The 26,775-nt window shown below is 61.1% G+C and carries 25 protein-coding genes, 1 tRNA gene and 1 pseudogene; 13 read left to right on the forward strand and 14 right to left on the reverse strand.

Features of this window, described 5'->3' with window-relative positions:
• Positions 1-16 precede the first annotated feature (16 nt).
• The 12 genes from rnr (at position 17) to U0029_RS07510 (ending at position 13,232) form a co-directional block, all read left to right on the forward strand.
• Positions 17-2,488, forward strand: coding sequence for a ribonuclease R (gene rnr, locus U0029_RS07455; RefSeq protein ID WP_114851948.1), 2,472 nt, complete (start codon positions 17-19; stop codon positions 2,486-2,488).
• 98 nt (positions 2,489-2,586) lie between these two features.
• Positions 2,587-3,327, forward strand: a complete 741-nt coding sequence (gene rlmB / locus U0029_RS07460) for a 23S rRNA (guanosine(2251)-2'-O)-methyltransferase RlmB (protein WP_012417788.1) — start codon at positions 2,587-2,589, stop codon at positions 3,325-3,327.
• Positions 3,328-3,372: 45 nt separating this feature from the next.
• The gene (locus U0029_RS07465) at positions 3,373-4,623 is read left to right on the forward strand and encodes a cystathionine gamma-synthase family protein (RefSeq protein ID WP_012417787.1); all 1,251 of its coding nucleotides are present in this window, start codon (positions 3,373-3,375) and stop codon (positions 4,621-4,623) included.
• Positions 4,624-4,938: 315 nt separating this feature from the next.
• Positions 4,939-5,211, forward strand: a complete 273-nt coding sequence (locus U0029_RS07470; RefSeq protein WP_005012769.1) for an HU family DNA-binding protein — start codon at positions 4,939-4,941, stop codon at positions 5,209-5,211.
• A gap of 112 nt (positions 5,212-5,323) precedes the next feature.
• A tRNA-Val gene (locus U0029_RS07475) sits at positions 5,324-5,399 on the forward strand.
• 428 nt (positions 5,400-5,827) lie between these two features.
• The gene (locus U0029_RS07480; RefSeq protein WP_114851949.1) at positions 5,828-6,625 is read left to right on the forward strand and encodes an energy transducer TonB; all 798 of its coding nucleotides are present in this window, start codon (positions 5,828-5,830) and stop codon (positions 6,623-6,625) included.
• A gap of 19 nt (positions 6,626-6,644) precedes the next feature.
• On the forward strand, positions 6,645-7,559 hold the full coding sequence (locus tag U0029_RS07485) for a MotA/TolQ/ExbB proton channel family protein (protein WP_114851950.1): 915 nt from the start codon (positions 6,645-6,647) through the stop codon (positions 7,557-7,559).
• Positions 7,559-7,993, forward strand: a complete 435-nt coding sequence (locus tag U0029_RS07490; RefSeq protein ID WP_012417784.1) for an ExbD/TolR family protein — start codon at positions 7,559-7,561, stop codon at positions 7,991-7,993. Before U0029_RS07485 ends, U0029_RS07490 begins: the two co-directional genes overlap by 1 nt.
• Before the next feature lie 94 nt (positions 7,994-8,087).
• Positions 8,088-8,759 (forward strand): response regulator, encoded by a 672-nt coding sequence (locus U0029_RS07495; protein ID WP_012417783.1) that lies wholly within the window; start codon positions 8,088-8,090, stop codon positions 8,757-8,759.
• Positions 8,760-8,883: 124 nt separating this feature from the next.
• The gene (locus tag U0029_RS07500) at positions 8,884-10,011 is read left to right on the forward strand and encodes a sensor histidine kinase (RefSeq protein WP_049794211.1); all 1,128 of its coding nucleotides are present in this window, start codon (positions 8,884-8,886) and stop codon (positions 10,009-10,011) included.
• Positions 9,995-11,875 carry a potassium transporter Kup gene (locus U0029_RS07505; RefSeq protein WP_012417781.1) on the forward strand — a complete coding sequence of 627 codons (1,881 nt, stop codon included), beginning with the start codon at positions 9,995-9,997 and terminating at the stop codon, positions 11,873-11,875. Before U0029_RS07500 ends, U0029_RS07505 begins: the two co-directional genes overlap by 17 nt.
• Before the next feature lie 361 nt (positions 11,876-12,236).
• Positions 12,237-13,232: an FkbM family methyltransferase gene (locus tag U0029_RS07510; protein ID WP_236824153.1), complete on the forward strand. Its 996-nt coding sequence runs from the start codon at positions 12,237-12,239 to the stop codon at positions 13,230-13,232.
• A 69-nt stretch (positions 13,233-13,301) separates the two neighbouring features.
• Here U0029_RS07510 and argG read toward each other — a convergent pair whose 3' ends face one another.
• From argG to U0029_RS07525, 3 genes are all read right to left on the reverse strand, one after another.
• The gene (gene argG, locus U0029_RS07515; RefSeq protein ID WP_012417779.1) at positions 13,302-14,633 is read right to left on the reverse strand and encodes an argininosuccinate synthase; all 1,332 of its coding nucleotides are present in this window, start codon (positions 14,631-14,633) and stop codon (positions 13,302-13,304) included.
• A 102-nt stretch (positions 14,634-14,735) separates the two neighbouring features.
• Complete coding sequence (argF, locus tag U0029_RS07520) at positions 14,736-15,677, reverse strand: ornithine carbamoyltransferase (RefSeq protein WP_012417778.1); 942 nt, start codon at positions 15,675-15,677, stop codon at positions 14,736-14,738.
• A 53-nt stretch (positions 15,678-15,730) separates the two neighbouring features.
• Positions 15,731-16,912, reverse strand: coding sequence for an acetylornithine transaminase (locus tag U0029_RS07525; RefSeq protein ID WP_012417777.1), 1,182 nt, complete (start codon positions 16,910-16,912; stop codon positions 15,731-15,733).
• A gap of 157 nt (positions 16,913-17,069) precedes the next feature.
• On the opposite strand from U0029_RS07525, the gene U0029_RS07530 reads away from it, so the two are divergent.
• Entirely contained in the window at positions 17,070-17,360 is a 291-nt protein-coding gene (locus U0029_RS07530; protein ID WP_012417776.1) for a DUF3579 domain-containing protein, read from the forward strand.
• Between the two features lie 71 nt (positions 17,361-17,431).
• On the opposite strand, the pseudogene U0029_RS07535 reads toward U0029_RS07530, so the two are convergent.
• The 11 genes and pseudogenes from U0029_RS07535 to U0029_RS07585 all read right to left on the reverse strand — a co-directional run bounded on the left by U0029_RS07535 (position 17,432) and on the right by U0029_RS07585 (position 26,640).
• Positions 17,432-18,377, reverse strand: a pseudogene (locus tag U0029_RS07535) (2-hydroxyacid dehydrogenase).
• A gap of 257 nt (positions 18,378-18,634) precedes the next feature.
• On the reverse strand, positions 18,635-18,898 hold the full coding sequence (gene rpsT, locus U0029_RS07540; protein WP_012417773.1) for a 30S ribosomal protein S20: 264 nt from the start codon (positions 18,896-18,898) through the stop codon (positions 18,635-18,637).
• 201 nt (positions 18,899-19,099) lie between these two features.
• Positions 19,100-20,107, reverse strand: coding sequence for a FecR domain-containing protein (locus U0029_RS07545; RefSeq protein ID WP_039051378.1), 1,008 nt, complete (start codon positions 20,105-20,107; stop codon positions 19,100-19,102).
• Between the two features lie 256 nt (positions 20,108-20,363).
• A complete protein-coding gene (murJ, locus tag U0029_RS07550; RefSeq protein WP_012417771.1) occupies positions 20,364-21,923 on the reverse strand; it encodes a murein biosynthesis integral membrane protein MurJ in 1,560 nt (519 codons plus the stop codon).
• Between the two features lie 60 nt (positions 21,924-21,983).
• Positions 21,984-22,742, reverse strand: coding sequence for a 3-hydroxyacyl-CoA dehydrogenase (locus U0029_RS07555; RefSeq protein ID WP_012417770.1), 759 nt, complete (start codon positions 22,740-22,742; stop codon positions 21,984-21,986).
• Positions 22,743-22,821: 79 nt separating this feature from the next.
• Positions 22,822-23,478, reverse strand: coding sequence for an adenylate kinase (adk, locus tag U0029_RS07560; RefSeq protein ID WP_012417769.1), 657 nt, complete (start codon positions 23,476-23,478; stop codon positions 22,822-22,824).
• Positions 23,479-23,574: 96 nt separating this feature from the next.
• Positions 23,575-24,399, reverse strand: coding sequence for a 3-deoxy-manno-octulosonate cytidylyltransferase (gene kdsB, locus U0029_RS07565; protein WP_114851952.1), 825 nt, complete (start codon positions 24,397-24,399; stop codon positions 23,575-23,577).
• On the reverse strand, positions 24,396-24,587 hold the full coding sequence (locus U0029_RS07570) for a Trm112 family protein (RefSeq protein WP_012417767.1): 192 nt from the start codon (positions 24,585-24,587) through the stop codon (positions 24,396-24,398). Before U0029_RS07570 ends, kdsB begins: the two co-directional genes overlap by 4 nt.
• Before the next feature lie 27 nt (positions 24,588-24,614).
• Positions 24,615-25,643 (reverse strand): tetraacyldisaccharide 4'-kinase, encoded by a 1,029-nt coding sequence (gene lpxK / locus U0029_RS07575; protein WP_012417766.1) that lies wholly within the window; start codon positions 25,641-25,643, stop codon positions 24,615-24,617.
• Positions 25,640-26,047, reverse strand: coding sequence for an ExbD/TolR family protein (locus U0029_RS07580; protein WP_012417765.1), 408 nt, complete (start codon positions 26,045-26,047; stop codon positions 25,640-25,642). Before U0029_RS07580 ends, lpxK begins: the two co-directional genes overlap by 4 nt.
• Positions 26,044-26,640: a MotA/TolQ/ExbB proton channel family protein gene (locus U0029_RS07585; protein ID WP_012417764.1), complete on the reverse strand. Its 597-nt coding sequence runs from the start codon at positions 26,638-26,640 to the stop codon at positions 26,044-26,046. Before U0029_RS07585 ends, U0029_RS07580 begins: the two co-directional genes overlap by 4 nt.
• Positions 26,641-26,775: the final 135 nt, after the last annotated feature.

Raw genomic sequence — 26,775 nt, forward strand, 5'->3', positions numbered from 1 at the left:
TACGGGATTTTCACCTTTGGCAAAACGATCGAACAACGACACGAAAAGCAATAATAGATCTACATCGGTCCTGCACGATACTCCGCCGGATTTCGACCCGGACGTCCCGTCGCGCGAAGAAATATTGAAGGCGCTGCGCTCGGCGGGTGGGCCGCTGTCGCCTGAGGAACTCGCTCAACGCATGGGCGTGGAAAAAGACGCTACCCGGGTGGGTTTCGATCGCCGCCTAGCTGCGATGGAGCGCGACGGCCAGTTGCTGCCCAACCGAAAGGGCGTGTTGCTGCTGGCGACTAAGCTCGATTTCGTGGCGGGCCGAGTGCAGGGGCACCGTGACGGTTTTGGTTTTCTGGTGCGCGACGAGGGCGGGTCGGACATCTTCTTGTCGCCGCGTGAAATGCTTAAGGTGCTGCATGGCGATCGCGTGTTGGTCAAGCCTTCGGGTGAGTACCGCGGCAAGCCCGATGGCACCATCGTTGAGGTGATCGAACGTCGCACAAACAAGTTGGTGGGCCGCTTTTTGCATGAGCACGGCTTGTCCATCGTTGTGCCCGAAGATCAGCGCATCAAACACGACATCCTGATCCCGCCGGGCGACACCAACGGTGCGCAGCATGGCCAGGTCGTATCGGTCGAAATCATTGAGCAGCCGACGCGTCACACGCAGCCTTTGGGCAAGGTGTCCGAGGTGCTGGGCGAGATTGATGATCCCGGTATGGAAATCGAAATCGCCGTGCGTAAATTCGACGTGCCGGTGGATTTCTCCGAGGCCGCCCGCAAACAGGCGGCACGCCTGCCCGACGTGGTGCGTAAAAGCGATCTCAAGCAGCGTGTCGATCTGCGCGATGTGCCGCTGATCACGATTGACGGCGAAGACGCGCGCGATTTTGACGACGCCGTTTACTGCCAGCCGGTCGACCTGGGCACGGGGCAACGCAAACGCCCCGGCTGGCGTCTTTTGGTGGCAATCGCTGACGTCAGCCATTATGTGAGGCCGGGCGACGCCCTGGACGAGGACGCGCTGGAGCGCGGCACCAGCGTGTATTTTCCGCGCCGCGTGATTCCGATGCTGCCGGAATCCCTGTCCAACGGCCTGTGTTCACTCAACCCCAACGTCGACCGGCTAGTACTGGTCTGCGATATGGTGATTCCCGCAACGGGGGCCAAGGCCGGCACGGTTACGGCTTATCAGTTCTATAACGCGGTCATGCATTCGCATGCCCGCACGACCTACACGAGCATCTGGGAAGCCCTGCAGCAGCCGGGCGGCCCGGCTGCTGCGGCGCTCGGTAATCTGTTGCCCAGCGTGCAGCATCTCTACGAGCTTTATCAACTGCTCTCCCAGCAACGCAAAAAACGCGGCGCCATCGACTTTGATACCGTCGAGACAAAGATCGTCTGCAATGAGTTAGGCCGTATCGAGCAGATCGTGCCGGCGGTGCGCAATGATGCCCACAAGCTCATCGAAGAGTGCATGTTGGCGGCCAACACCTGCGCGGCGGATTTCATGTTGCGCAGCAAGCACCCCGGCCTGTACCGCATCCATGAGGGGCCGACCCCCGAGCGTCTGCAGGCGCTGCGCGATTTTCTGCGCACCATGGCCTTGTCGCTGGGGGGCGGAGAAACGCCGACTGCGAAAGACTACGGCGAGTTTCTTGATGCCGTGCGTGGCCGCCCGGATTTCCCGCTGCTGCAAACCATGAGCCTGCGTTCGATGCAGCAGGCCGTCTACAGTCCGGACAATATGGGTCATTTCGGTTTGGCTTATCCGGGGTATTCGCATTTCACGTCGCCCATCCGGCGCTATCCCGATTTGCTCACGCACCGGGTGATCAAGGCCCTGCTCGCGGGTCAGCGTTATGTGCCCGAGCTCGAGGGGCAACCGGTGGTGGTTGGCCGCGGGCAGCGCGAGCATGAGCACGCCATCTGGGAGAAGCTCGGCATCATCCTGTCGGCCAGTGAGCGCCGTGCAGACGAGGCTTCGCGCGATGTCGAGGCTTGGCTGAAGTGCTGGTTCGTTAAGGAGCGGGTCGGCGAAGACTTCAGTGGCACTGTCACTGGCGTGGCCAGTTTCGGCATTTTCGTTACGCTGGATACGCTGCACGTCGAGGGCCTGGTGCATGTGTCGGAGCTGGGTGGCGAGTATTTCCAGTTCAATGATGCTCTGCATGAGCTGCGCGGCGAGCGCACGGGCATGCGTTATCGTTTGACCGATAAGGTGCAAGTGCAGGTGGCGCGCGTTGACCTGGAGGCGCGGCGTATTGAGTTCCGTCTGGTCAAGGGCACGAGTTACGAGTCGCTGCGCAAACAGAGCGCTCGTAATCCTGAGGAGCCGCGCCGCATTAAAAAGGCCGCCGCGCCCAAGCCTGCTGCCTTAAAGGGGCAAACGGCCAAGCAACGCCGCGCAGAAGCCAAGAAGGCCAGCAAGCCGGCGCCTGTGGCGGCGGCTAAGAAGGCGCCCGCTAAGAAGGCAGCGCGTGGCCGCCGTTGAGTGGCCTGGCGCGGTAACATTGCGTCATTGCAGGGGCGATCGCTCCGGCCCGCCGCGTGTGCGGCGGGTTGTTCTGTTTTTCTGAGGTAGTCATCAACATGGCGTCGACCCAAGTCCTGGCGGGCTTTCATGCAGTCGTCGCGCGTTTGCGCCACGCGCCCGAGTCCATCAAGGAAATTTATGTCGAGGCTTCACGCCGCGATAAACGCATGCAGACGCTTATCGAGCAGGCCGAGCGCGCCGGTCGGCGTGTGCACCCGGTGCCTGTCGAGCGGCTTGATGGCCTGGCGCGCGGCACGCGTCATCAAGGGGTGCTAGCCGTTGCCGACGAACGCCAGTTGGCAGTGGGGATCGACGAAGTGCTCGACGAAATCGTTGGGCCGGCCTTTCTGCTCATTCTGGATGGCGTGACCGATCCGCACAACCTGGGCGCCTGTCTGCGCACCGCCGATGCGGCGGGTGTGCATGCGGTCATCGCACCGCGCGATCGTGCGGTGGGTTTGAACAGCACCGTCCAGCGCGTGGCCTGCGGCGCAGCCGATACGGTGCCCTACATTACGGTCACCAATCTGGCGCGCACCATGCGCGAACTTAAAGAGCGCGGCGTTTGGCTGGTGGGTACCGATGACCAGGCCAGCCATGATATGCATGCCATCGACGCTCGCCAGCCCATGGCCTGGGTCATGGGGGCAGAGGGCGAGGGCATGCGCAGGCTCACGCGCGAGACCTGCGATGAATTGGTCAACATCCCCATGTTGGGTTCGGTCGAAAGTTTGAACGTCAGTGTCGCCAGTGCTGTGTGTCTTTACGAGACTGTGCGCCAGCGCCGTACCCAATAACTGTTTTCAAGCCGGGTCTCCGGCGTTTGCCAGCGGTTTTTTACCATGCACCAGAACGGCTTCACGACTACGATTCTTCATTCCGATCGCACGCAATCCGTCGAACACGGCGCCGTGCACAAGCCCATGCATCCTTCGTCGGAGTACGCTTACGAGGACTCGCGCGAGTTGGCCGCCGTGTTTCAGGGTAAAGCAGGCTTTACCTATGCGCGGCAGGGAACGCCGACGACGACGGCGCTCGAAGCCAAGATCACGCAGATGGAAGCCGGCACCGCTACGGTGAGTTTTGCTACGGGCATGGCCGCGATCGCCGCGATCTTCACGACCCTGCTGCGCCGGGGGGATCATCTGGTGTCCAGCCAATTCATTTTTGGCAATACCAATAGTCTGCTGAGCACGCTTGCTGAGCTGGGGGTGGAGATCACCTTGGTTGACGCTACGGACGCCAGCAGGGTGCGTGCTGCATTACGTCCCAACACTCGCATGGTGTTCGCTGAAACCATCGCCAACCCCGGCACACAGGTGGCCGATCTGGCCGCGCTCGGTGAAATCTGCCGCGAGCATGGTCTAGTCTATGTGGTGGATAACACCCTTACGTCGCCCTGGCTGTTCCAGCCGCGTGATGTGGGTGCGTCGCTGGTGATGAACTCCTTGTCCAAATACATTGCGGGCCATGGTCATGCCTTGGGAGGGGCGGTCACGAACACCGGCTTGTTTGACTGGTCGGCCTACGCCAACATCTTTGACGCTTATCGCAGTGGGGCGCCCAGCAGCTGGGGCTTGACGCAGATCAAGAAAAAGGGCCTGCGTGACATGGGCGGCACATTGGCGGCAGAGCCTGCGCATCGCATTGCCATCGGTGCCGAGACGCTGGCCTTGCGCATGGATCGTCATTGCAGCAACGCATTGGCGCTGGCGCGTTTTCTGGAAAGACATCCGGGCGTAGCCAAGGTGCATTATCCGGGACTGGCCTCGCATCCTCAGCACGAGCGTTCGGCAGCCTTGTTCCGCCAGGGGCGGTTTGGCGGCCTGTTGGGTGTCGAGCTTGCAGAGGGTATCGATTGCTTCGATTTTCTGAACCGCTTGAATATCGTGCTCAATGCCACTCACCTGGGGGATACCCGCAGTCTGGCCCTGCCTGCTGCACACACCATTTACTACGAAATGGGTCCTGAGCGCCGTGCGCAAATGGGTATTGCGGACAGCCTGATTCGTGTCTCGGTAGGAATCGAGGACGAAGCCGATCTTTTGCAAGACTTCGATCAGGCACTGAAGGGCTCGATGAGCGTCGCCTGATCGCAGCACTTCCAAAATTGGCCTTGTCTAAGCGTTTTCGGTTATTGTGCGAAGCAGCAAAAGTTAGTATTGGCGCGGCTTCGCACGAGCCTGTCGCTTGACAGCCGCAGACCTGCGGGGTTTACTACATCTCTGCATCGCAATGTCGAATCGTCCTGAAAATGAGTGCTCGATGTCTGCGATGCAGCGGTCAAAAAGTTGTGCTTATGCAGCGCAAGAAATAGTAATTCGTCACTCGCCTGTTCTGGCGCGTTCCCACGCTGCGCTTTCGCGCCGTGCCGCGCGAAATTCATACCTTGTGAGGGGTAATACTGAATGAACAAAACCGAACTCATCGATCACATTGCCAGCAAGGCCGATATCTCCAAGGCGGCTGCAGGCCGTACGCTGGACGCGCTGATCGGTGCCGTTAAAACCACCCTGAAAAAGGGTGGCACGGTCACTTTGGTTGGCTTTGGCACTTTCGCTGTGTCTTCGCGCGCCGCCCGCACTGGCCGTAATCCGCGTACTGGCGAAACCATCAAAATCAAAAAGGCCAAGGTGCCGAAGTTCCGTCCGGGCAAAGCCCTGAAGGACGCCGTCAACTGATGACGGCAGGGCAAATCGACGGTGCGGTGGTGATGCCTGCATTGCGATTTGCCGATTGTCGCGTGCTTGGTATATAATTCGGGCCGCGCAAGACTTTGAGTGGCCCCGAAATGGGTGCTTAGCTCAGTTGGTAGAGCGGCGCCCTTACAAGGCGTAGGTCACAGGTTCGACCCCTGTAGCACCCACCAATCAAAGTCTTTGCAAATCAGGCACTTAGAGAAATCTAAGTGCCTTTTTTGTTTCTCCCTTCAAAACACGGCCCGCCACTTCCGATATGGCGGCAAAGACCGTATCAACGCCACAAATAGGCCTCGACGTCTTCCGTTCTTGGCCGGGGCTCCGAGGCTGGCCCATCGTTTCTTGCAGTTGGCTTGGCCCAGATATTGGAATGCGGGAGGGGATGCCCGTTGTGCGAGTCCACCAACAGATTGCACGACGCAGGGGTTTTCATTTTGTGGTCATCCCGCTTTGCAATCGCCAAGCGATCTCACTAGACCCTGATTAAACTTGCGAATCATTCGCATTTGATATATCGTGCTGGACTTGGAAACGCCAGCGAGTGACCAGCACTATGGGTTGCGAGCTGGCGAACTTGTCAATAGTTTCTGGCTGATTCATGCCTAGCCTTCAATACGGTTGGACTTCTACTTCGCCGGCGTCGACGGGGTTGCGTGTAGGTGCCGGCATCGCCGTAGTCGCCGTGCATGTGGCGGTGATCGGTGCCATATTTTTCAGTGATTCCGAGCCGCCTGTCATGTTTGACCAGGAGCCTGTCATGGTGAGCGTGATCGAGGCGCCGGTTCCACAGGTGGCAAAGGCCGAACCCAATCCCGACCAAGCCGTCGAAGAGACGCCGCCTCCAGAACCCGTGGTTGAACCGCCGCCGCCAGACCCGGAACCCGAAGTCGAACCTGAGCCGGACCCTGAGCCTGAGCCTGAGCCAGTGATCGAGAAAGCGCCGGAGCCTGCACCCAAGCCCAAGCCCAAACCACAGCCGAAACCACAGCCGAAACCGCAACCTCAGCCTAAAACCGAGGTCAAGGCCGAGCCGAAGCCGGCTACCCCGCCTGCCGGCGCGACGGACGGGGAGCAGGTCACACAGGCGCCTAAGCAGGGGCCCGCGCCGGATGAGCCGGTATTCATGTCGAGCGTGGAGTATCTGGGTACCCGGCCTTCGCCGCGTTATCCGCCGGATTCGGTGCGCCGCCGCGAACAAGGCCGCGTGATCGTACTGGTGACGATCAATCCGCAAGGCTACGTCGATAAGGCCGTCATTGATTCGTCTTCGGGTTTCCGGCGATTGGACAATGCGGCCGTAGAGGCTGTGCGCGCGGCAAGATTCAAACCACTGACCCGTAACGGTATTCCTCAAACGGCGATGGCCAGGATTCCGTTCGATTTTGGACTTAAGTAATTAAGCAAAGGGAACTGAGATGTTCAACGCAATTCAAAACGCCATGATGGTCGTGGCCCAGGCGGTGAGCCCTGCGGCAGGCGCAGGCGAGACGGCGCCCGCAGCGCCTGCGGTTGCCCAGCCCCTGCAACAGGCAGCCGATGCGCTCGCGGCTCCGGCCGCCGGTTTGCCGCCGCCCGCAGCAGCCGTCCCTGATATGGGCTTTATGCACTTTGTTGCGCAAAGCGATTTTGTGGGCAAGGCCTTGTTCGTCATCCTCATCCTGATGTCGCTGGTGACCTGGTATCTCATTGTGGTCAAGACGCTGAGCAACCTGAGCATGCGCAAGCGTGCAGCCAACTTCCTGAACCATTTCTGGAATGCCAGTTCGCTCAAACAGGTCGAGAACGAAATCGTGACTCACGGCGCGCGTGATCCTTTCTCGCATCTGGCCATTCATGCCATTCATGCGCAGAGCCATCACGCCAAGTTCGGCGCGACCAAACTGGAAGAGGCCGGCAGCAACGGCGAGTTTGTGACGCGCACGATGCGCAAAGTCATTGACGAAGAAACCGCCAAGCTGGAAAACGGCTTGACTGTGCTCGCCTCGGTGGGTTCGACGGCTCCATTTGTCGGCTTGTTCGGCACGGTATGGGGTGTGTACCACGCACTGGTCGGCATTGGGCTGTCCGATGGCGTGACCATCAACCGCATCGCGGGTCCGGTGGGCGAGGCCCTCATCATGACGGGTCTGGGTCTGGCCGTGGCCATCCCGGCAGTGCTGGCATACAACGCTTTTGTGCGCAACAACCGCGTCTTTCTGTCGCGTCTTGATGCGTTCGCGCATGACCTGTTTGCTTTCCTGACGACGGGCCAGCAGGTCGCGGTGTCGGATGGCAAGATCCGCGCATTGCGCCGCCAGGGACAGACCGAGCAAGCGCGAGGGGGTGAATAATGGCCTTCGGCAGCTTCGACAACAAGGGGTCGGGCGGCCACACCGTGTCCGAGATCAACATGGTGCCCCTTATCGACGTGATGCTGGTGCTGTTGGTGATCTTCATCATCACGGCGCCGCTGCTGGCGCACTCCATCAAGATCAATATGCCGCAGGTGACGGCCGAACAGATCCAGGAGGACCCCAAAACGGTCGATCTGGCGATCGATGCCAACGGCACCCTCTTTTGGGATGAGCAGCCCGTCACGCTGGAGGACCTACCTTATCGTTTCAAGCTTATCTCGGGGGATAAACCGCAACCGGAAATTCGTATCCGCGCTGACCAGAACACGCGCTACGAAACGCTGGCCAAGGTGATGGCATCGGCCCGACGCTCGGGCATGAGCCGTATCGGTTTCGTGACGACACCGGCGCCAGCCAGCCCCGCTCCGTGATGTTCCCGTCGGGCCTGCGATAAGCAGGCCCGTTGTCTATGGGGCATCGCAAAACGTTTGCTTGTCCTACCCAGGTTCGCGCTAGAATCGCTGCATGCGCGTACTCGTAATTGAAGATGACACAACTCTGGGCCATGCGCTCCAGGAATTTCTGTCCGATCAGGGCTATGCCGTGGACTGGCTCACCGAAGGTGACAAGGTTCAGGGGGCACTGGCGGGTCAGCCTTATGAACTCCTTTTGCTGGATCTCAACCTGCCGGGCCAAAGCGGTCTGGAGGTGTTGCGCCAGTTGCGCCAGGAAGGCAACCAGGTGCCGGTGCTCATCCTGACGGCCCGCGATGGTTTGGATGACCGTGTGGCTGGGCTGGATGCGGGCGCAGATGACTACGTCACCAAGCCGTTCGATCTGCCAGAACTGGCTGCCCGAGTGCGTGCTTTGGGTCGCCGTCGTACCGGCCAGGCCCAGCCGCTCATCGAAGTCGGTCCGTTGGTGTTCGATACGGTTGGCCGCGAAGTGCGTGTTAACGGGCAGCGCCTTTCCTTGTCGGTGCGAGAGCTGTCAGTGCTGGAAATGCTGATGGCGCGGGTTGGCCGCGTGATCACAAAACGTCAGATCGTCAATTCGCTCTCTGCCTGGGATGCCGATTTCAGTGAAAATGCGGTAGAGGTCTATGTCTACCGGCTGCGCAAGCGGCTTGAGGGTACAGGGGCCAGCATCCAGACGGTGCGTGGTTTTGGCTATATGCTGGACGTCGAAGGCGCGTGATCGCCTGCCGCCGCCCCGCCTGCAGGCGGAGCCTGTGCGATAGGGCGGGTCGCGCTAGCAATCTGTTTAACCCGATGACAACGGGCGCACGCTCGCGAGGGTGATCATGAGCCGCTCACCCATGATGCCGGACTCTACAACCGAATCTTTGCCGCAACAAAACGGCTGGAAGTTGCAGCAAGGCTCTCTGGCGCGCCATCTCGTGGTGCGTTTGATGCCGCCGATTCTCCTCTTGGTGCTGCTGGACCTGGCCGCCACCTGGGTGATCACGCACAAGATCGATATGTCGGCCTGGATGCTGGAGGATTTCTTCTGGTTGATGGTCGTCGGGCAGGTATTGCTGATCGCCTTGTTCGCCGGCGTCATTATCCAGGGGGTGCGTTCGGGGCTTCGCTCGGTTAACTTGTTGTCCGAAGAGATCAGGCAGCGTTCCATCGACGATATGCAATCGCTGGCGGTACGTGGCTTGCCGGCCGAGATTGCCCCTCTGGTCACGCATATCAATGATTTGCTGCTGCGGCTTGATGCCTCGCTGGCCGCACAACGGCGCTTTATCGGCCATGCCGCTCATCAACTGCGCACTCCTTTAAGCGGTCTAAGGCTTGAGTCCGAGCTGATGCTGGCGCGTCCCTTGCCCGAGGATGTGCGTGCCCGCGCCGAACGCATCAAGGTTGTGAGCGACCGCATGATCCGCCTGGGTCAGCAATTGTTGGTGCTGGCCAAGGCTGACCCCAATACGCGGCCACAGGACCGTTTTCTGCGTCTGGATTTGTGTGAGTGGGTGCGCGCCAGCGGCGCGGAGTGGATTCCTCGTGCCCGTGCCCTGCAGGTCGAGATTGCCCTGTTGGCGCCGGATCAGCCCGTCTGGATCGACGGCGATCCCTTGTTGCTGGATGAGCTCCTGGGTAATTTAATCGATAACGCGCTGCGTTATGGCCGGCCACAGGGGCGTATCACGCTGACTGTTGACGACAATCCCCCCCTGCTGACTGTCGAGGACGATGGTCCCGGTATTGATGCCGAGGAAAGCAAACGGGTATTCGAGGCGTTTTACCGGTCGCCATCGGCAGCCGCTGATGGGTCGGGTCTGGGTCTGGCTATCGTGCGCGAAATCGCCGGCGCCCATGGTGCCTGGTGCAAACTTATCAGTCGGCCTGTTTATAGCGGTACTCGGATATCCGTCGTGTTTCCCGGTCCGCGCAAGGGCGCTCAACTTTCTCGTCACGAACCTCCTTATGAGTCACACCTCTGAGCAAGGCGCCTCCCGGCCCGTTGCCTTAATGATGGGCGCCCTGGGCGTTGTCTATGGGGACATCGGCACCAGTCCGTTATACACGCTGCGTGCCTGCCTCACCGAATTCGCCGATCTTCAACCCGCCCACATCCTCGGGGTGTTGTCGATTCTGTTCTGGCTGTTGATGGTGGTGGTGTCCTTTAAGTATGTGTTGTTGATCCTGCGGGCAGACAACCAGGGCGAGGGCGGCACGCTGGCGCTGTTGGAACTTGCTGTGCGCGGGCGTAGCGGAAGGCTGCGCACCTTTTTTGTGGTGCTAGGTATTTTCGGCGCTGCGCTTTTCTATGGTGACAGCATGATCACACCCGCCATTTCAGTCTTGTCCGCGATCGAAGGCATCGGCGTGGTGTCTCATACGCTGGATCCGTGGATCGTGCCGCTTGCGCTCTTGGTGCTGCTCGCGCTGTTCGCCATTCAGTCGCGCGGCACGGGTACAGTCGGCAAGCTGTTTGGTCCGGTGATGGTTGTGTGGTTTGCCACGCTGGGCGTGCTCGGAGGCTGGCAGGTCTGGCAGACGCCCGAGGTGCTGGTGGCGCTCAATCCGATATGGGCGCTGCGTTTTGTTTTTGAGTTTCCCGTGATGAGCTTTCTGCTGCTCGGTGCGGTCGTGCTGGCTTTGACCGGCGCCGAGGCTCTCTACGCCGATATGGGCCATTTCGGGCGTCCAGCTATCCGGCGAGCCTGGTTCAGCATGGTGCTGCCGTCGCTCACACTTTGTTATCTGGGGCAAGGTGCTTTGCTGCTGCGCGATCCCAGCGCGATTCGCAATCCTTTCTTTCTGATGGCCCCAGAATGGGGGCTGGCCGCCTTGGTCGGGCTGGCGACGGTGGCCACCGTCGTGGCTTCCCAGGCCGTGATTTCTGGCGCTTTCTCCGTGACGCGCCAGGCAGTGCAATTGGGTTTCTGGCCGCGCATGCAGATTCTGCACACTTCGGCGGTCGAGAAAGGCCAGATCTATCTGCCGCAGGTCAATGCGCTGCTCTTGTGTGCCGTGTTGGTGCTGGTGATAACGTTTCGCAATTCTGAGAACCTCGCCGCCGCCTATGGTTTTGCCGTGACGGGAACCATGTTGATGACCTCGATCTTGGCCTTCGCGGTATTGCCTCGCGGATCAACCGGGGCCAAGCGTCTGGGCTGGATGCTTGTATTGGGCGTGTTGCTGATCATCGATGTGTTGCTGTTCAGCGCCAATATTTTCAAGATTCACGAAGGGGGCTGGATGCCGCTGTTGGTCGGGGTGGTTGTTTTTACGCTCATGATGACCTGGCGGCGTGGCCGCCAACTGCTGGCTGATATCCAGGCCCGGGATCGTCAGCCGCTACAGGAATTCATGGATCAGCTCGAGAGCTATCCGCCCGCGCGCGTGCCGGGCACGGCCGTGTTCATGACCTTGAACAATGACAATGTGCCGCCGGCGTTGTTGCACAACCTCAAGCACAACAAAGTGCTGCATGATCACGTGCTGTTTTTGTCCATCCGTGTGGCCGATGTGCCTTATATCGCCGAGCAGGACCGCTTCTCGGTCAAACGGGTCAGCGCATCGAGTTGGCAAGCGGTCATTCATTACGGTTTTAAGGAAGATCCCGATGTGCCGGAGGCGTTGCGCCTGGTAGCTGAGGCCTATCCGGAAATTGACCTCGAGCCTATGCGCACCTCGTTTTTCCTGTCGCGCCAGGCTGTGGTTGCCGCCCGGCGTCCTGCCATGTCGCGTTGGCGTCGCACCGTGTTTTCTTTCATGGCGCGCAATTCGACGCGCAGTACCAAGTTTTTCAAGATTCCCCCTAACCGCGTGGTGGAGATGGGCATGCAGATCGAGCTGTGAGTTGACTCAGGCCCTACCTTATTCTCAGCACTTTCTGGTTTACGCGGCCCGCCCTGTTTTGCATACTTTTGGAGACCCTATATGAGGGGTGATCCGAGTTAAGGCTGACATATGGTGGGTGAATATAATGAGGGCAGAGGGCAGAGGGCAGGACGAGTGGTGGGCGAGAGATGATGCGTGGCGGGAATCCGCTCGTATTGGCGATGAACGGCTTGCACGCATTCAGTCTCTAGATGGTTATTACGTTCTTTGGCCGCGTTACACCAGTGACTGGACCCTGCATTTGCACGAGGTGCTAGGGTTTGTGTACCGGGACGATCCCCGCTTTCTTGGCTACTGCGTCGTCGGGGATGAGCCCTCCATGAAAGGTGCCATGGTGCCTGTCATGCCGGTTCAGGAGGGGGGCATCTCAATGATGGATTTCCTCAAATTGCGCTCCAGAAATCCCAATATCGGCCTGGTTCATATGTCAGGAACGGTCGATGAATGGGGAGCCTGGCGGCGCTTCAGTGGTCTGTATGATTTCCTGGCACTAATGGCCGCCCGTGATGCGCCGCATACTTGTGGCGTGCCAATTGGGCGTGAGCGCGAATACATGCTGCACAATCTGGATCGCTACCGGCGCTTGGTGCAAGGCATGGATGCGCTATCTCGCAACACCGTTGCGGCACGCATCCGGACGTTGCTGGAATGGGATCGCGGTTTTTTATTGCAGAGCATGATGCCGGTCGAGACCCAGTATTTCAATGGCTCTAATCCGCAATCGTCTTTTGTGCCGCGATCGCGTGAGGTCTATGCCGATATCGGCGCCAGCCAAGGCGAGGTGCTGGCCCGCATGGATGCCCTATTGCCCATGGACTCCGGCTCTCAGCTCTGGGCCTTTGAGCCTAACCGGATGGATTACAACAGCCTGCGCAAGCTGGCGGCCCTGGTTCCTTTAAAAGCCGAGCGTGTTGTAGTTGGGGCCGAGCAGGGTGGTAGTGTCGATTTCTACACTAACCCGAATTATTCACACGGTTCGCACTTCGTGTCGCCATCGGCGAGTCCGGAATGGCGTGCGGCGCATGCCGACTGGATCGACGTGCTGCCGCAGGTGACGCTCGATCACTACATAGCTGATCCGATCACCATGCTCAAGGCCGATGTCGAAGGGGGCGAGTTGTCGGTGCTCCAGGGTGCGACCCGTCATCTTGAGCGCCCGCAATGCCGGCTGGCTATCGCGGCTTATCATCAGCCCGAGGATCTGCTCGCTATTACGGATTTGATGAGTAGTCTGGGTCGCAAGCGCTTTTCGGTACGAGGCCACCATCCTACGCTCTGGGATATGGTGCTTTACGCGCACGAGGAGGAGGGCTAGGCATTTCCCGCGTTTCTCATGGCGAAAAAAACTGGCTGCCCGTCAAGGCAGCCAGTTTGGCCTAGCTTATTATTTGTCGTCTTTCAGTTGCGGCAGCGCGCCGCCCGACGGTGTCAGCAGGCCGGCCTTCACGTAGGTGAAGAGCTTGTCGCGCGTGTCGGTGATGTCGAGGTTGCGCATGGTCAGTTGACCAATGCGGTCCGCCGGGGTGAACGGTGCGTTTTCGACCTTTTCCATGGACAGACGCTCGGGCGCGTAGGTCAGGTTGGGCGATTCGGTGTTCAGCAGCGAATAGTCGTTGCCGCGGCGCAGCTCGAGGGTGACCTCGCCCGTGACGGCGCGTGCGACCCAGCGCTGAGCGGTTTCGCGCAGCATGATGGCTTGCGGGTCGAACCAGCGGCCTTGGTAGAGCAAGCGGCCCAGTTTACGGCCGTTTTCGCGGTACTGTTCGATGGTGTCTTCGTTGTGAATGCCAGTGACCAGGCGTTCGTAGGCGATGAAGAGCAGGGCCAGGCCTGGGGCTTCGTAGATGCCGCGGCTCTTGGCTTCGATGATGCGGTTTTCGATCTGGTCGCTCATGCCCAGACCATGACGGCCGCCGATGCGGTTGGCTTCGAGCAGCAGTTCGACCGGGTCGGTGTATTCGACGCCGTTCAGGGCGACCGGACGGCCTTCCTCAAAGCGCACGCGGACTTCTTCAGCCTTGACTTGGACGTCATCGCGCCAGAAGGCTACGCCCATGATGGGTTTGACGATGCGAATGCCGGAGTTCAGGAACTCCAGATCCTTGGCTTCGTGCGTGGCGCCCAGCATATTGGAGTCGGTCGAGTAGGCTTTTTCGGCTGACATTTTGTAGTCGAAGCCGGAGCGGCGCATGTACTCGGACATTTCGGCACGGCCGCCAAGCTCATCAATAAAGGTTTGATCGAGCCAGGGTTTGTAGATCTTCAGATCCGGATTGGTCAGCAGACCGTAGCGGTAGAAGCGCTCGATGTCATTACCCTTGAAGGTGCTGCCGTCCCCCCAGATGTTGACGCCGTCTTCCTTCATGGCGGCCACCAGCATGGTGCCGGTGACGGCACGGCCGATGGGCGTGGTGTTGAAATAGGTCAGGCCACCCGTGGAGATGTGGAAGGCGCCGCTTTGCAGCGCGGCCAGACCTTCGGCAACCAGTTGTGCTCGGCAGTCGATGAGACGCGCATTTTCGGCGCCGTATTGCAGGGCACGACGGGGGATTTCGTCGTAATCGGGCTCGTCGGGCTGGCCCAGATTGGCGGTATAGGCATAAGGAATGGCGCCTTTTTCGCGCATCCAGAGCAGAGCCGCGCTGGTGTCCAGGCCGCCAGAGAAGGCAATGCCGACCTTCTGGCCGGTGGGAAGGTTCGGGAGAATGGTAGTCATTGTGTGTTCGAAAGCGTCTATGAGACTGACGGCGAGGACTTCAACACGCTATTTTAGCGCGTTTGCTTTCCCTCGCCGGCAGTCGGCAGGCCGTAAGGCGGGTCAGTGGATTTCGCCCAGGAGCAGGAACTCCATCAGGGCTTTTTGCGCATGCATGCGGTTTTCGGCTTCATCCCAGACCACGCTTTGCGGGCCATCAATGACTTCGCCGGTGACTTCCTCGCCCCGGTGGGCCGGCAGGCAGTGCATGAAAACGGCGTTCGGATCTGCGGCGGCCATCATTTCGGCGTCTACGCACCAGTCCGCGAAGGCCTTGCGGCGCTCTTCGTTTTCAGCCTCGTAGCCCATGCTGGTCCAGACGTCGGTGGTGACCAGATGCGCGCCCTGGCAGGCTTGCATGGGATCTTTGAATTGCTTGAGCACCGACGGCGGGGGATTGCCGATGCGGGCGGGGTCAAGTTGGTAGCCGGCAGGGGTGGACACATGTAGCGTGAAGCCCAGCATTTCCGCTGCCTGCAGCCAGGTGTAGGACATATTATTGGCGTCGCCTACCCAGGCGACGATCCTGCCGGCGATGGACCCGCGGTGTTCGATATAGGTGAAGATGTCCGCCAGAATCTGGCAGGGGTGGTATTCGTTGGTCAGGCCATTGATGACGGGCACGCGAGAGTGCGCAGCGAACCGTTCGATGCGGGTTTGCTCGAAGGTGCGGATCATCACGATATCAACCATGCGTGAGACGACGCGCGCAGTGTCTTCGATGGGCTCGGAGCGCCCCAGTTGGGAGTCGTTCGAGGTCAGATTGATGACCGAGCCGCCCATCTGATACATGCCTGCTTCGAATGACACACGTGTGCGTGTGCTGGCTTTCTCGAACACCATCGCCAGCGTGCGGTCGTGCAGCGGCATATGGGGTTCGTAGCGCTTGAATTTGTCTTTGATGATGCGGGCGCGGTCCAGGACATAGCCGATCTCGCTGGCGGTGAGGTCTTTGAACTGCAGGAAATGCCGCAGGGGGCCGTTTTGCGTAGTGGGAAGGGTCATGTTGATGTCGCAGGTCGTTGGCGGTAGCGTGGATGAAGCCGTGCCGCCGGTAATTATGCTTGTTCGGCCAGGAATGTTTTGATGAGGGGTACGAGAAGAGCCACGATGCGGTCTGCTTCTGCCTGGCTCAGGATGAGTGGCGGCAGCAGGCGGACCACGCGGTCTCGTGTCACGTTGATGAGCAGGCCGGCCTCCAGGGCGCGCAGCGCCAACACGCCGCAAGGGCGGTTGAGCGCGATGCCGAGCATCAGGCCGCGCCCACGGACTTCTTCGACGCCGGGGGTGTCTGCCAGCGCCAGGGTCAGGGCGTTTTTGAGGTGGGCGCCCACCTGTTCGGCGTTATTCAACAGGCCGTCCTGTTCGAGCGCGTCGAGTACGGCCAGGCCGGCAGCGCAGGCGAGCGGCCCGCCGCCAAAGGTTGTGCCATGGCTGCCCGGGGTCAGCACGCCAGCGGCCGGACCGCTTGCCAGCATCGCGCCGATCGGCACGCCGCCAGCGAGGCCCTTGGCCAGCGTCATGACATCAGGTTGGATGCCTGCCCATTGATGAGCAAACCACCTGCCGGTGCGGCCGATACCGGATTGCACCTCGTCGATCATGAGCAGCCATCCGCGCTCCGTGCAGAGTTCGCGCAGACCTTGTAGGTATTCGATATCGGAAGGCCGTATGCCGCCTTCGCCTTGCAGGACTTCCAGCAGCACTGCCGCCACTCGGCCCTCGCGATCACCGGCCTCGCGCACGGCGTTCAGATCGTTATAAGGTACCTGAATGAAGCCCGTGGGCAGTGGTTCAAAGCCTTTGCGTGCTTTTTCACTGCCTGTGGCGGCGAGCGTGCCCAGCGTTCGGCCATGCCACGACGATTCCATCGTGATGATATGGGCGTGGGTATTGCCCTGTTGCCAGGCATAGTAACGGGCCAGCTTGATGGCGGCTTCGTTTGCTTCCGAGCCGCTGTTGCAAAACGCCACTTCCTGCATGCCTGACAGGGTCGTCAGCTTTGTCGCCAGTGCGGTCTGCTGCGGAATGTCGTAGAGGTTGGAGGTATGAATGAGTCGGGCGGCCTGCTCCGAGATGGCGCGCACCAGGCGCGGATGACCGTGCCCCAGGCAGGACACGCCGATGCCTGCCAGTGCATCAAGGTATTGGCGACCCTCAGGGTCCCATAACCATACGCCTTCACCGTGCGTGAAGGACACGGGCAGGCGTGAGTAGATATTGGCCAAAGGCGAGTGCATCGTGGCGTGATCCATGAGAAAAGCCCGGGGGCGGCCGCGTCATCCTCGGCGAGGGAAGCGGACTAAAGGGTCAATCATATACAATTCGCGGCGCGGGTCGCATGTTTGAGACGCGGCCGATCTGGCGTCCGCGCGCGCAGCCCGTTGTGAAGGTTCCATGGCAACTCGCGTCAAACAATTCGTAATTCACGGCGTTACCGAGAGTGGTGCGCGTTTTCGGCCCAGCGATTGGGCAGAGCGTCTGGCTGGCGTGATGGCCCAGTTCAGGCCGCCCGGCAGCGCGGGCAACCACCTCACTTATTCGCCGTATGTGCTGCCGGTGGTGATCGACGGCGTGCGGGGTATCGTGGTCGATCTCCGTTTGCGCGAACTTGAGCCGCTGGCTTATAAGTTCGTGGTCGATTTCGCCCGCGACAATGGCCTCAGGACGGAAGAAAGGGAAGTCTGAGTCCGGGTGCGCAGGCATCTGCCCCCTGTGCGGGCGGATGCCTGTCGTGCTGCGCCCAGAGCAGCCTGGGCTTAGACGGGGGTAATGACTTTGCCGTCGGCAAACCAGGCGGCCAGGTTCTCAAGCATCAAGTCCTCCATCGCCAGCCTTGTCTCGAAGGTTGCGCTGCCGAGGTGCGGCAGTACAACGGTCTGATCGGTGGTTTTCAGGAAGTCAGGTACTTTGGGTTCGTGTTCGAACACATCCAGGGCGGCGAAGCCCAGCTCGCCGGATTCCAGCAGAGACACCAGCGCCGTTTCGTCGATGACCGGCCCGCGCGCAATGTTGACGATGATGCCTTTGGGGCCGAGCGCTTTCATGACTTCGCGACTGACCAGATGGCGTGTGCCGGGGCCACCCACCGTGGCGACGATCAGGATCGGCCCACTCGGCCAGTTCGCTTAGGTTGGCGGCATAGCCATAGCTCACATCAGTGCGCTGGCGGCGGTTGTGATAACGCACTTCCATGTCAAAGCCTGCGCCACGCCGGGCGATGGCTTCGCCAATACGGCCCAGTCCGATCACGCCTAGTTTCTTGCCGCTGACTCGCATGCCTAGCGGGAGGCTGCCGTGCACCTGGCCCCACTGGCCTGCGCGGACAAAGCGTTCGCCCTGACCCATGCGGCGTGCGGCCGAGATCAGCAGGCCCCAGGCAAGATCGGCGACGCAATCGGTCAACACGTCGGGCGTGTTGCTGACTTGCACGCCGCGTCGATGGGCCGCTTCGACATTAATGGTTTCGTAGCCCACGCCCCAACTGCAAATCGCTTTCAGATCGGGCAGGGCGTTGATCAGTTCGGCTGACGCTCCTGTGCTTGCCGAGGTGACCAGCGCCGTCACGCCGCGGCCCAGCTCAGTCAGAGGGCGGTCTGCGTGTTTCCATAGTTCGATGACGTCATAGGCCTCAGCCAGACGTTGATTGGCCGAAGGCGAGCCGGCTAGTGAGCCCACCTGGATGATGCGATGTTTGCCTATCATGGCGTCCGACGTAGTTGAGTGGCAAAGCAAAAATGCTACTCGATTCGGCGCTGGTTCGGGGACGCACTGCGTTCATCAAGGGGGGCGCCGCAAGCGTGGTGAGGCATTTGGGCTTTTGCGCTCAGTAGTTGCACGCAGTAGTTGCGCTCAATAGTTGCGCCCCAATAAAAAAAGGATGCCCGGTGAGGCATCCCTTTTTTATTGCCGTATTCGTATGCTGCCCAAGCCTCAAGCTGAGGCGCAGGGCGGCATGCTGCTTAGGCGAGCGCCTTGACAGCGGCGGCCAGACGGCTCTTGTGGCGAGCAGCCTTGTTCTTGTGGATGATGTTTTTGTCAGCCACGCGGTCGATAACGCTGCTGGCTTTACGCAGCGTTTCGCCAGCCACAGCCTTGTCGCCGGTAGCGATGGCCTGACGGACGCGCTTGATAGCGGTACGCAGCATCGAGCGCAGGCTGGAGTTGTGCTTGTTACGCTCAACCGATTGGCGAGCGCGCTTGCGAGCTTGGGCGGTATTGGCCATGTTGCTTAGAAGTTAGTGAATTCGGCAAAGTCAGCTATTTTATCAAGCTGAGCGGAAAATGCAAGTCACTTGGCGCAAGGCTTACGGCGGGAGGAGTACCGAGGCGATGACCAAGTGGGAGCAGGGCCGTAGTGTAACGCGTACTGGAACAAATGCAGGCATTAATGCGCAAATGAATGCAAATGAATGTTCTGCTGTGGTTCAGGCGGACGCAATATCGATCGCCACGAACCAAGGCGTGAGGCGCTGGATGGCAATAGGCATGCGCTCGCTTAGCGCTTGCAGGGCCGCATCGGAGTCATCCAGGGGATACATGCCCGTTACAGGTAATCCGCCAGCGGCCATCGATACGCGCAGCGTTCCATGACGGTAGGGGCGCAATGCCGCGACAATTTCGGCCAATGGGCGGCCATTGGCATTGATCCAGCCGCCTTCCCACGCCGCCTCGGCGGCGAGCTCGGGGCGCGCGGCGTCGAGCCGGGCGGCGTCAAAGCGCGCGCCGAAGCCTTGCGGAATATGACCTCGTGCGCCGTCAACGGTTTCAACCACCAGGTCACCCTCATGGGCGACAACCAGTGTGCGGCGGACCTGCTGACGCACCATATAGCGTTTGCCGTTCGATTGCACTAGGCCTTCGGCCGTTTCAACGACAAAGGGCCGGTTCGGATCATCAGGGGCGGTCACGGAGACGGCGCCCTCAAGCAGCATCAAGCGCCGGGAGGTGGCGGTGAACTCGAGATTGACCCGGCTGCGTGCGTCGAGCAGCAGTTCGGTACCGTCTGTGAGTTGATAGCGGCGACGCTCTCCTGTTGCGGTCGCGGTATCGGCGGCCACGCTGGAGAGCGGATAAAAATCGCGGATCGCCATCAGCGCTCCGGCGCCTGCTGCTGCCGTGAGGGCGAGGGCGCTGGCCAGAAAACGACGGCGCGGCGGCGCTGCCTCTTCATGAGCGGGATGATGCGTCTGGGCGGGCGCCACCGGGCTGGACGGCGTGCGCTGGTAACCCAGGGGGTAGGCATCGCCAAGACGGCCGGCCATCGAGTTGCCCAAGGTATGGGAAACTTGCTGCCAGGCGCTCTCATGCTCGGGGCTGGCTTCACGCCATGCCATGAAATTGGCGTAATCACGCCGGGTTGCTCGGCCTGAACGCAACAGGAGCAACCAATCAATGACCTGGTCCGAGAGCGGCGGTATGTCGGTGGATCTCACTTCTTTTTCCACGCTGGACCCCGCGGGGCCTCAGTAATGCAGTTAGCAAATCATAGTGTTTTTTACCAAAACTTACGCTAGCGTAGCAGGGTCTGTCCGTTACACCAATGGACTCGGCCACTTTTTTTCCTAGCCATTTCGTTTTGTTGCAATACTAAGAAATATAGTATCTTAAGTTCAAAAATGTTTCAAAGCGCAGGGGGCGACAGCGCATCGGGTCGGGCCTAGCAATCTCAGGCGTCGAGCTGGCGCGTAATCAGTTGAGAGACCGGCGGGTGAAATCGCGGGGGCGCATGCCCATGATGAAAAGCACGCCGAAATAGGCGGCGCCACAGGCGGCCAGAACGGCTGCCAGCCAGCCGGCTCGCAGCCACGGCGTGTCCCTCAGGGCGATCCAGTTCAGGTGGTGGTCGGCCCAGAGCAGCACGGCGGCCAGCGCCAGCAGGGCAGGGACAATGCGCAGCAGAAAGCCCAGCCATTGTTTGTCCGGTTGATAGACGTCCCGGCGGCGCAGGCCGATCAGCAGCAGCAGGGCGTTAATGCAGGCGCCGAGGCCGATCGCCAGCGCCAGACCGGCATGGGCCAGCAAAGGCACGAAGATGGCGTTCATGACCTGAGTGAGCACCAGCACCAGCACCGCGATTTTCACGGGTGTGCGAATGTCTTGCTTGGCGTAAAAACCTGGGGCGAGAATCTTGACCGATAGCAGGCCGATCAAGCCTACCGAATAGGCGATGACAGCCAGCCGTGTCTGCTGGACATCGCTGGCCTGGAAGGCGCCATAGTGAAATAGGGTGGCGACCAGACCATCGGACAGCAGCATCATGCCCAGTGCGGCGGGCAGGCCCAGCAAGAGGGTCATGCGCAGCCCCCAATCCAGGAGCGCGCTGTAAGCGGCGCGATCTTCGCGTGCGTGAGCGGCAGACAGGCTGGGCAGTAACACGGTGCCCAATGCCACGCCGAGCAGGGCGGTGGGGAATTCCATCAGGCGGTCGGCGAAAGACAGCCAGGTCACGCTTCCCGGGGTGAGCCAGGTTGCGATATTGGTATTGATGAGCAGCGAGATCTGCGCTACCGACACCCCTAGGGTGGCAGGCGCCATCTGACGCAGAATGTGGCGCACCGTGGGATCGCTCCAGGCGTCGCGTACGCGTAAGGTAAAGCGCGGCAGCATGCCCAGCCGGGCGAGCGCCATCCATTGGATGAGCAGTTGCAAAATGCCGCCCGCCATGACGCCGGCGGCCAGGGCGTAAATCGGAACTTCCAGGCGCGGCGCCAGCCAGATGGCCGCCCCAATCATGGAGAGATTGAGCAGTACCGGCGTGAAAGCGGGCACGGCGAACTTACGCCAGGTGTTCAGTACGCCAGAGGCGAAAGCCACCAAAGACATACATAGGATGTAGGGGAACATCACCCGCGTCATCCAGACCGCAGCGCCGAATTCTGCGCCGCGGTCTGCCCCGCGCAGGCCGCTGGCCATGGCGCTGACGACCCAGGGAGCGGCGACGATGCCGAGCAAAGTCACGCTCATGAGCGCCAGAGTCAGGATCAGGGCGACGCGGTCGAGCAAGACGCGTACCCCATCATCGCCATGCTGAGTACGCGCAGCCCCCAGAATGGGCACGAAGGCCTGGGCAAAAGCACCTTCGGCGAATAGCCGCCGCAGCAAATTGGGAATACGGAATGCGATCCAGAAGGCATCGGTCAGCGCGCCAGCGCCGAATGCCCTCGCAATCAGAATGTCGCGGACCAGCCCTGTGATACGCGATAGCAGCGTGAAACTGCTGACCGTTGCGGCCGAGCGGAACAATGCCATGAGGAAACTTGAGCAAAAAAACGTGCCGACGGACGCCGGCACGTGCAACAGCTTGCGAGTTTACTTCGGCGGCATGCGAATAGCGCCATCCAGACGGATGGTTTCGCCATTGAGCATCTCGTTGGTGATGATGCTGTACACCAGCTTGGCGTAATCTTCCGGACGGCCGAGGCGGGCCGGGAAGGGGATGCTGGCAGCCAGCGAGTCCTGCACTTCCTGAGGCATGCCAAAAATCATGGGCGTGCCGAAGATGCCGGGTGCAATAGTCATGCAGCGAATGCCCGTTTTGGCGAGATCGCGCGCGATGGGCAGGGTCATGCCGGCTACCCCCGCCTTGGATGCGGCATAGGCGGCCTGGCCAATCTGGCCGTCGAAGGCGGCGACCGAGGCGGTATTGATCAGCACGCCACGCTCGCCGGTGGGCTCGGGCGTGTTTTGGCTCATGGCTTCGGCGGCAAGGCGCATCATGTTGAAGCTGCCGATCAGATTGATCGACACCACCTTCTGGAACAGGTCCAGCGGATGCGCGCCATTTTTACCAACGATCTTGGCGGCGGGAGCGACGCCGGCACAGTTCACCAGGCCGAACAGCGGGCCCAGCGCGAGGGCGGCAGCCACCGCAGCCTTGCCGTCGGATTCCTGCGTGACATCGCAACGCACATAGCGTTGGCCCAGTTCTTCGGCCAAGGCCTGGCCCGGCTCGTCCTGGACGTCGGCGATGACGACTTTCGCGCCATTGGCGACCAGCATGCGCGCGGTGCCGGCGCCCAGGCCTGATGCACCGCCAGTGACGATAAATACCTTGTTGGCGATTTCCATCTTTGATCTCTCGAGGTTCGGCCCGCAAACCGTGGCGGGCACAGAAAACCGGCCGCGGTCCGGCAGCCGGTGGCGGGCGTTAGCTTTGCAGCGCAGCGGCGGCGCGCGCCTTGATTTCCTCGACGCTGCCCACGCCGGAAATCTTGCGGTACTTCGGGGCGTTGGCGGGGTCTTGCGCGGCCCAGCTCGAGTAATAATCGACCAACGGGCGGGTCTGCTGCTGGTAAATGCCCAGGCGGTGACGTACGGTTTCTTCGCGGTCGTCGTCGCGCTGGATCAGGGCTTCGCCGGTGATGTCGTCTTGGCCGGCGACCTTGGGCGGGTTAGATTGCGTGTTGTAGCTGCGGCCGCTAGCCAGGTGCACCCAACGACCGCTCATGCGCTTGACGATGTCTTCGTCGGGAACGGCGATCTCGATGACGTAATCGAGCTTCACGCCAGCATCCTTGAGGGCGTCGGCCTGCGGAATGGTGCGGGGGTAGCCGTCAAACAGGTAGCCGTTGGCGCAGTCAGGCTGTGCCAGGCGGTCCTTGACCAGGCCAATGATGATCTCATCCGGCATCAGGCCGCCCGCGTCCATGACCTTTTTGGCTTCGATGCCCAGGGGGGTGCCCGCCTTGACGGCCGCGCGCAGCATATCGCCAGTGGAGATTTGCGGAATACCGTAGGTCTGCGTGATGAACGTGGCCTGGGTGCCTTTGCCAGCGCCCGGGGGGCCGAGCAGGATAAGACGCATAAAAGCTCCTGAATTGAGATGATTTTTTTTTGTGGTCGGGGGCGATTATGCCGCAATGCAGCAGCCGATGTGGGCTTGCGCTATTGGAAGTAACCCTTATCGCCCGTCGTTTCCTTGGTCGGATTGAACCTGAATCAAGCCTTGGTTTGCCTCGGTTTTCGGCGCTTGAAGGTAAATGGCGCGCACGCGATCCAGGTCGGCAGGCGTATCGACGCCAGCCGCTGGTGCTGCCGAAATGCGCGAGACCACAATCGTGTGCCCATGTTCCATGGCGCGCAACTGCTCCAGCGATTCGAAACGTTCCAGCTCGCCCTGCGCCAGGGTGGGGAAACGCTGCAAAAAACTGACGCGGTAAGCGTACAGGCCGATGTGGTGCCAGGCGGGCAGGCCTGGCGCCAGCATACGCTCGCCACCCGCCAGGGCGTCACGTGCCCAGGGAATAGGAGCGCGAGAGAAGTACAGCGCTCGGCCATCGTTGCCGCAGACCACTTTGACGACGTTGGGATTGAATAGGGCCTGGGCATCGGTCAGCGGGCAGGCGCAGGTGGCGATGTCAGCCTGCGGATTGTCGGCCAGCAATTGCGCCACGCCGTCAATAAGGGTCGGTTCAATCAGAGGCTCGTCACCCTGCACGTTGACCACGATGGCATCGCCGGGCAGTCCGAGGATACGCACCGCCTCGGCCAGGCGATCGGTGCCGGTCGGGTGGCTGGACAGCGTCCGGACCGCAGGAAAACCATGCTCTGTGACGGCTCTCTCAACCCGGGCGTCGTCCGTGGCGACGCAGACCAGACTCGCGCCGGACAGGGCGGCGCGTTCGGCGACCCGCACCACCATCGGCTTGCCAGCGATATCCGCTAGCGGCTTATCGGGCAGCCGGATGGACGCGGCGCGTGCGGGGATGAGGGCGACGAAGCTCAAGATGCGTGAGCGGTATCGGCAGGCGCGTCAAGCGGCCGGGCGGCACTCTCGAGCATGACGGGAATGCCGTCACGCACCGGAAAGGCGAGCCGGTCGGCGTGGCAGACGAGTTCGTCTTGGGCACGCAGAAATTCGAGACGGCCCTTGCAAAGCGGGCACACGAGGATGTCGAGTAAGCGGGATTCCATGAGCGAATTCTAAAGCAGAAGCGCGTGCTAAGGCAGATTGCGCAGTCGCGCATCCAGCCAGTCGAGAAAATCCGGGTCAGAGAAGCATGCCCTGACCTGTACAGACCATAGGCGGGTGTCCTTAAGCCGAGCGCACTTGATGGCGTCTTTGGCCGTGATGAAGATGGCTTCGGCGCGCACGTCGTGGAAGGGGGAGCGGCTAAAGTCGTAGTGGTCGGGCAGGGCCAGCCGCGGCGACGGGGAAAGCCCGGCTGATTCCAGCGTGCGGAAAAAGCGGCCGGGATTGCCAATGCCGGCGGCGGCTGCGATTTTTTTACCGCGAAAGGCCGAGAGCGCTTGCCGCTTGCCGTCCGTGACGCGCTGGGCGTCTAGCGGCTCCAGCCACATCGCCCAATGGCGCGCCGCTCCGGTCTGTGCCACTTGAGCGGGACCCGTATTGAGGTTGGTGATGATGGCATCGACTTCGTTCAGACGGGCGGGCGGCTCGCGTAGTGGGCCGGCCGGCAGTAACAGGCCGTTGCCGGTGCCGCGCTCATCCTGCACCACGATTTCGATATCGCGCGCCAGGGCCAGATGCTGCAGTCCGTCATCAGCAATGATGACGTCGATTTCCGGGTGCGCAGCAAGCAGAGCTTGGGCTGCAAGGGCGCGGCGCGGGTGAACAGCCACTGGCGCGCCGGTGGCCGCAGCGATCAGGGCGGGTTCGTCGCCGAAGGCTGCCGGATCGAGTTGGCCCTGGCCTACCCTGGGCGGCCCTTGGATGCGCGCACCGTAACCCCGGCTCACCATGCCGGGCGTGTAGCCTCGGGCGCGCAGGCCTTCGAGCACCGCCACCACGACTGGCGTCTTGCCGGTGCCGCCCACGTAGATGTTGCCGACCACGACGACTGGCACGGGCGCGCGCCAGGCTTGTTTGCGCCCATCCCGGTAGGCTTCGCGTTTAAGCCGGACAGATCGGTCTACGAGTCTGGACAGCGGGTGTAGCAGACGGGATAGCCAGCCGCCGTCGCGCCACTGGGTTTGCAGCAGGCGGCTCCAGTAGTTGTTCAAGCTCATGGTGAGCGCTGCGCCGCGAAATTGACGCGGACTATGCCTGCCTCGCGCGCGGCTTCCATGACATTGACGACAGATTGATGCGAAGCCTGGGCATCCGCATTGATGACGAGCACGGCGTCCGGCTGGCCGTCGGCCGCCTGGCGCAGCGCCGGCGCCATATCGGCGACGCTGTCGATCAGTTGGCCGTTGAGGGCGTAATGGCCATCCTGGCTGATGGCCACTTCCAGGTGGGCACGGGCCTGTGCCTCGGCCTGGGCTTGCGGCAGGCTTACCCGCAACTGGCTGTAGCGCGCGAACGTGGTGGTGGCGGCCAGGAAGATCAGCATCACGAGCAGCACATCGATGAGCGGGATGAAGTTCAGATCCAGTTCATCCTGCTGTCGGCGGTGGCGCCGGAAATTCATGCTTGCACTCCACGCGCCAGGCGGGCGGCCAGTTGCTCCATCGTGTTCAGATAACTGTCCACGCGGCTGCGGAAAAAACGGTGCGCGATCGTAGCCGGTATGGCGATCAGAATGCCGAAGCCAGTGTTGTACAGGGCTACTGAAATGCCGTGAGCCAGTTGGGCGGGATCGGTGCTGCCTGGGTTGTAGGCGCCGAAAATCTCGATCATGCCGACCACGGTGCCAAAGAGCCCCATCAGCGGCGCCACCATGGCGACGGTGCCGATGGCCGGGATGTAGCGGTTCAATTCCTGTGCAATGCCCTGGCCTGCCGTTTCCACGGCGTCGCGCAGGGCCTCGCGCGGGGCATGGCGCATGCGCAGCACTTCGGCCAGGATGCGGCCCAAGGGTGAATTGCGTTCCAGGCGGTTGAGCGCCTCGGGGCTGTCTTCTTGCAGGCGCGCCATTTCGTTGACCTGTTCGCTCAGGCCGCTTGGCAAGACCAGCGAGCGGCGCAGCGATAGCAGCCGCTCGAGAATGAGGGCCAGGCCGAGGACGGAGGTCGCCAGCAGGGGCCAGATCGGCCAGCCGGCATCACGCAAGAGGGATAGCAAGACGGATGCTCCTGGTGGGAACGCGCCCTGGTGGACGCGCGGCGTTGTGAGCCGGCAATGTAACGGCCCGCCTGCGCCGGTGGCAAGTCAGGTTTGAGGCTGAATTATCCACATTTTTTGTGGATAATTCTGTGC

The organism is Bordetella avium (assembly GCF_034424645.1).
Taxonomy (GTDB): Bacteria; Pseudomonadota; Gammaproteobacteria; order Burkholderiales; family Burkholderiaceae_B; genus Bordetella; species Bordetella avium.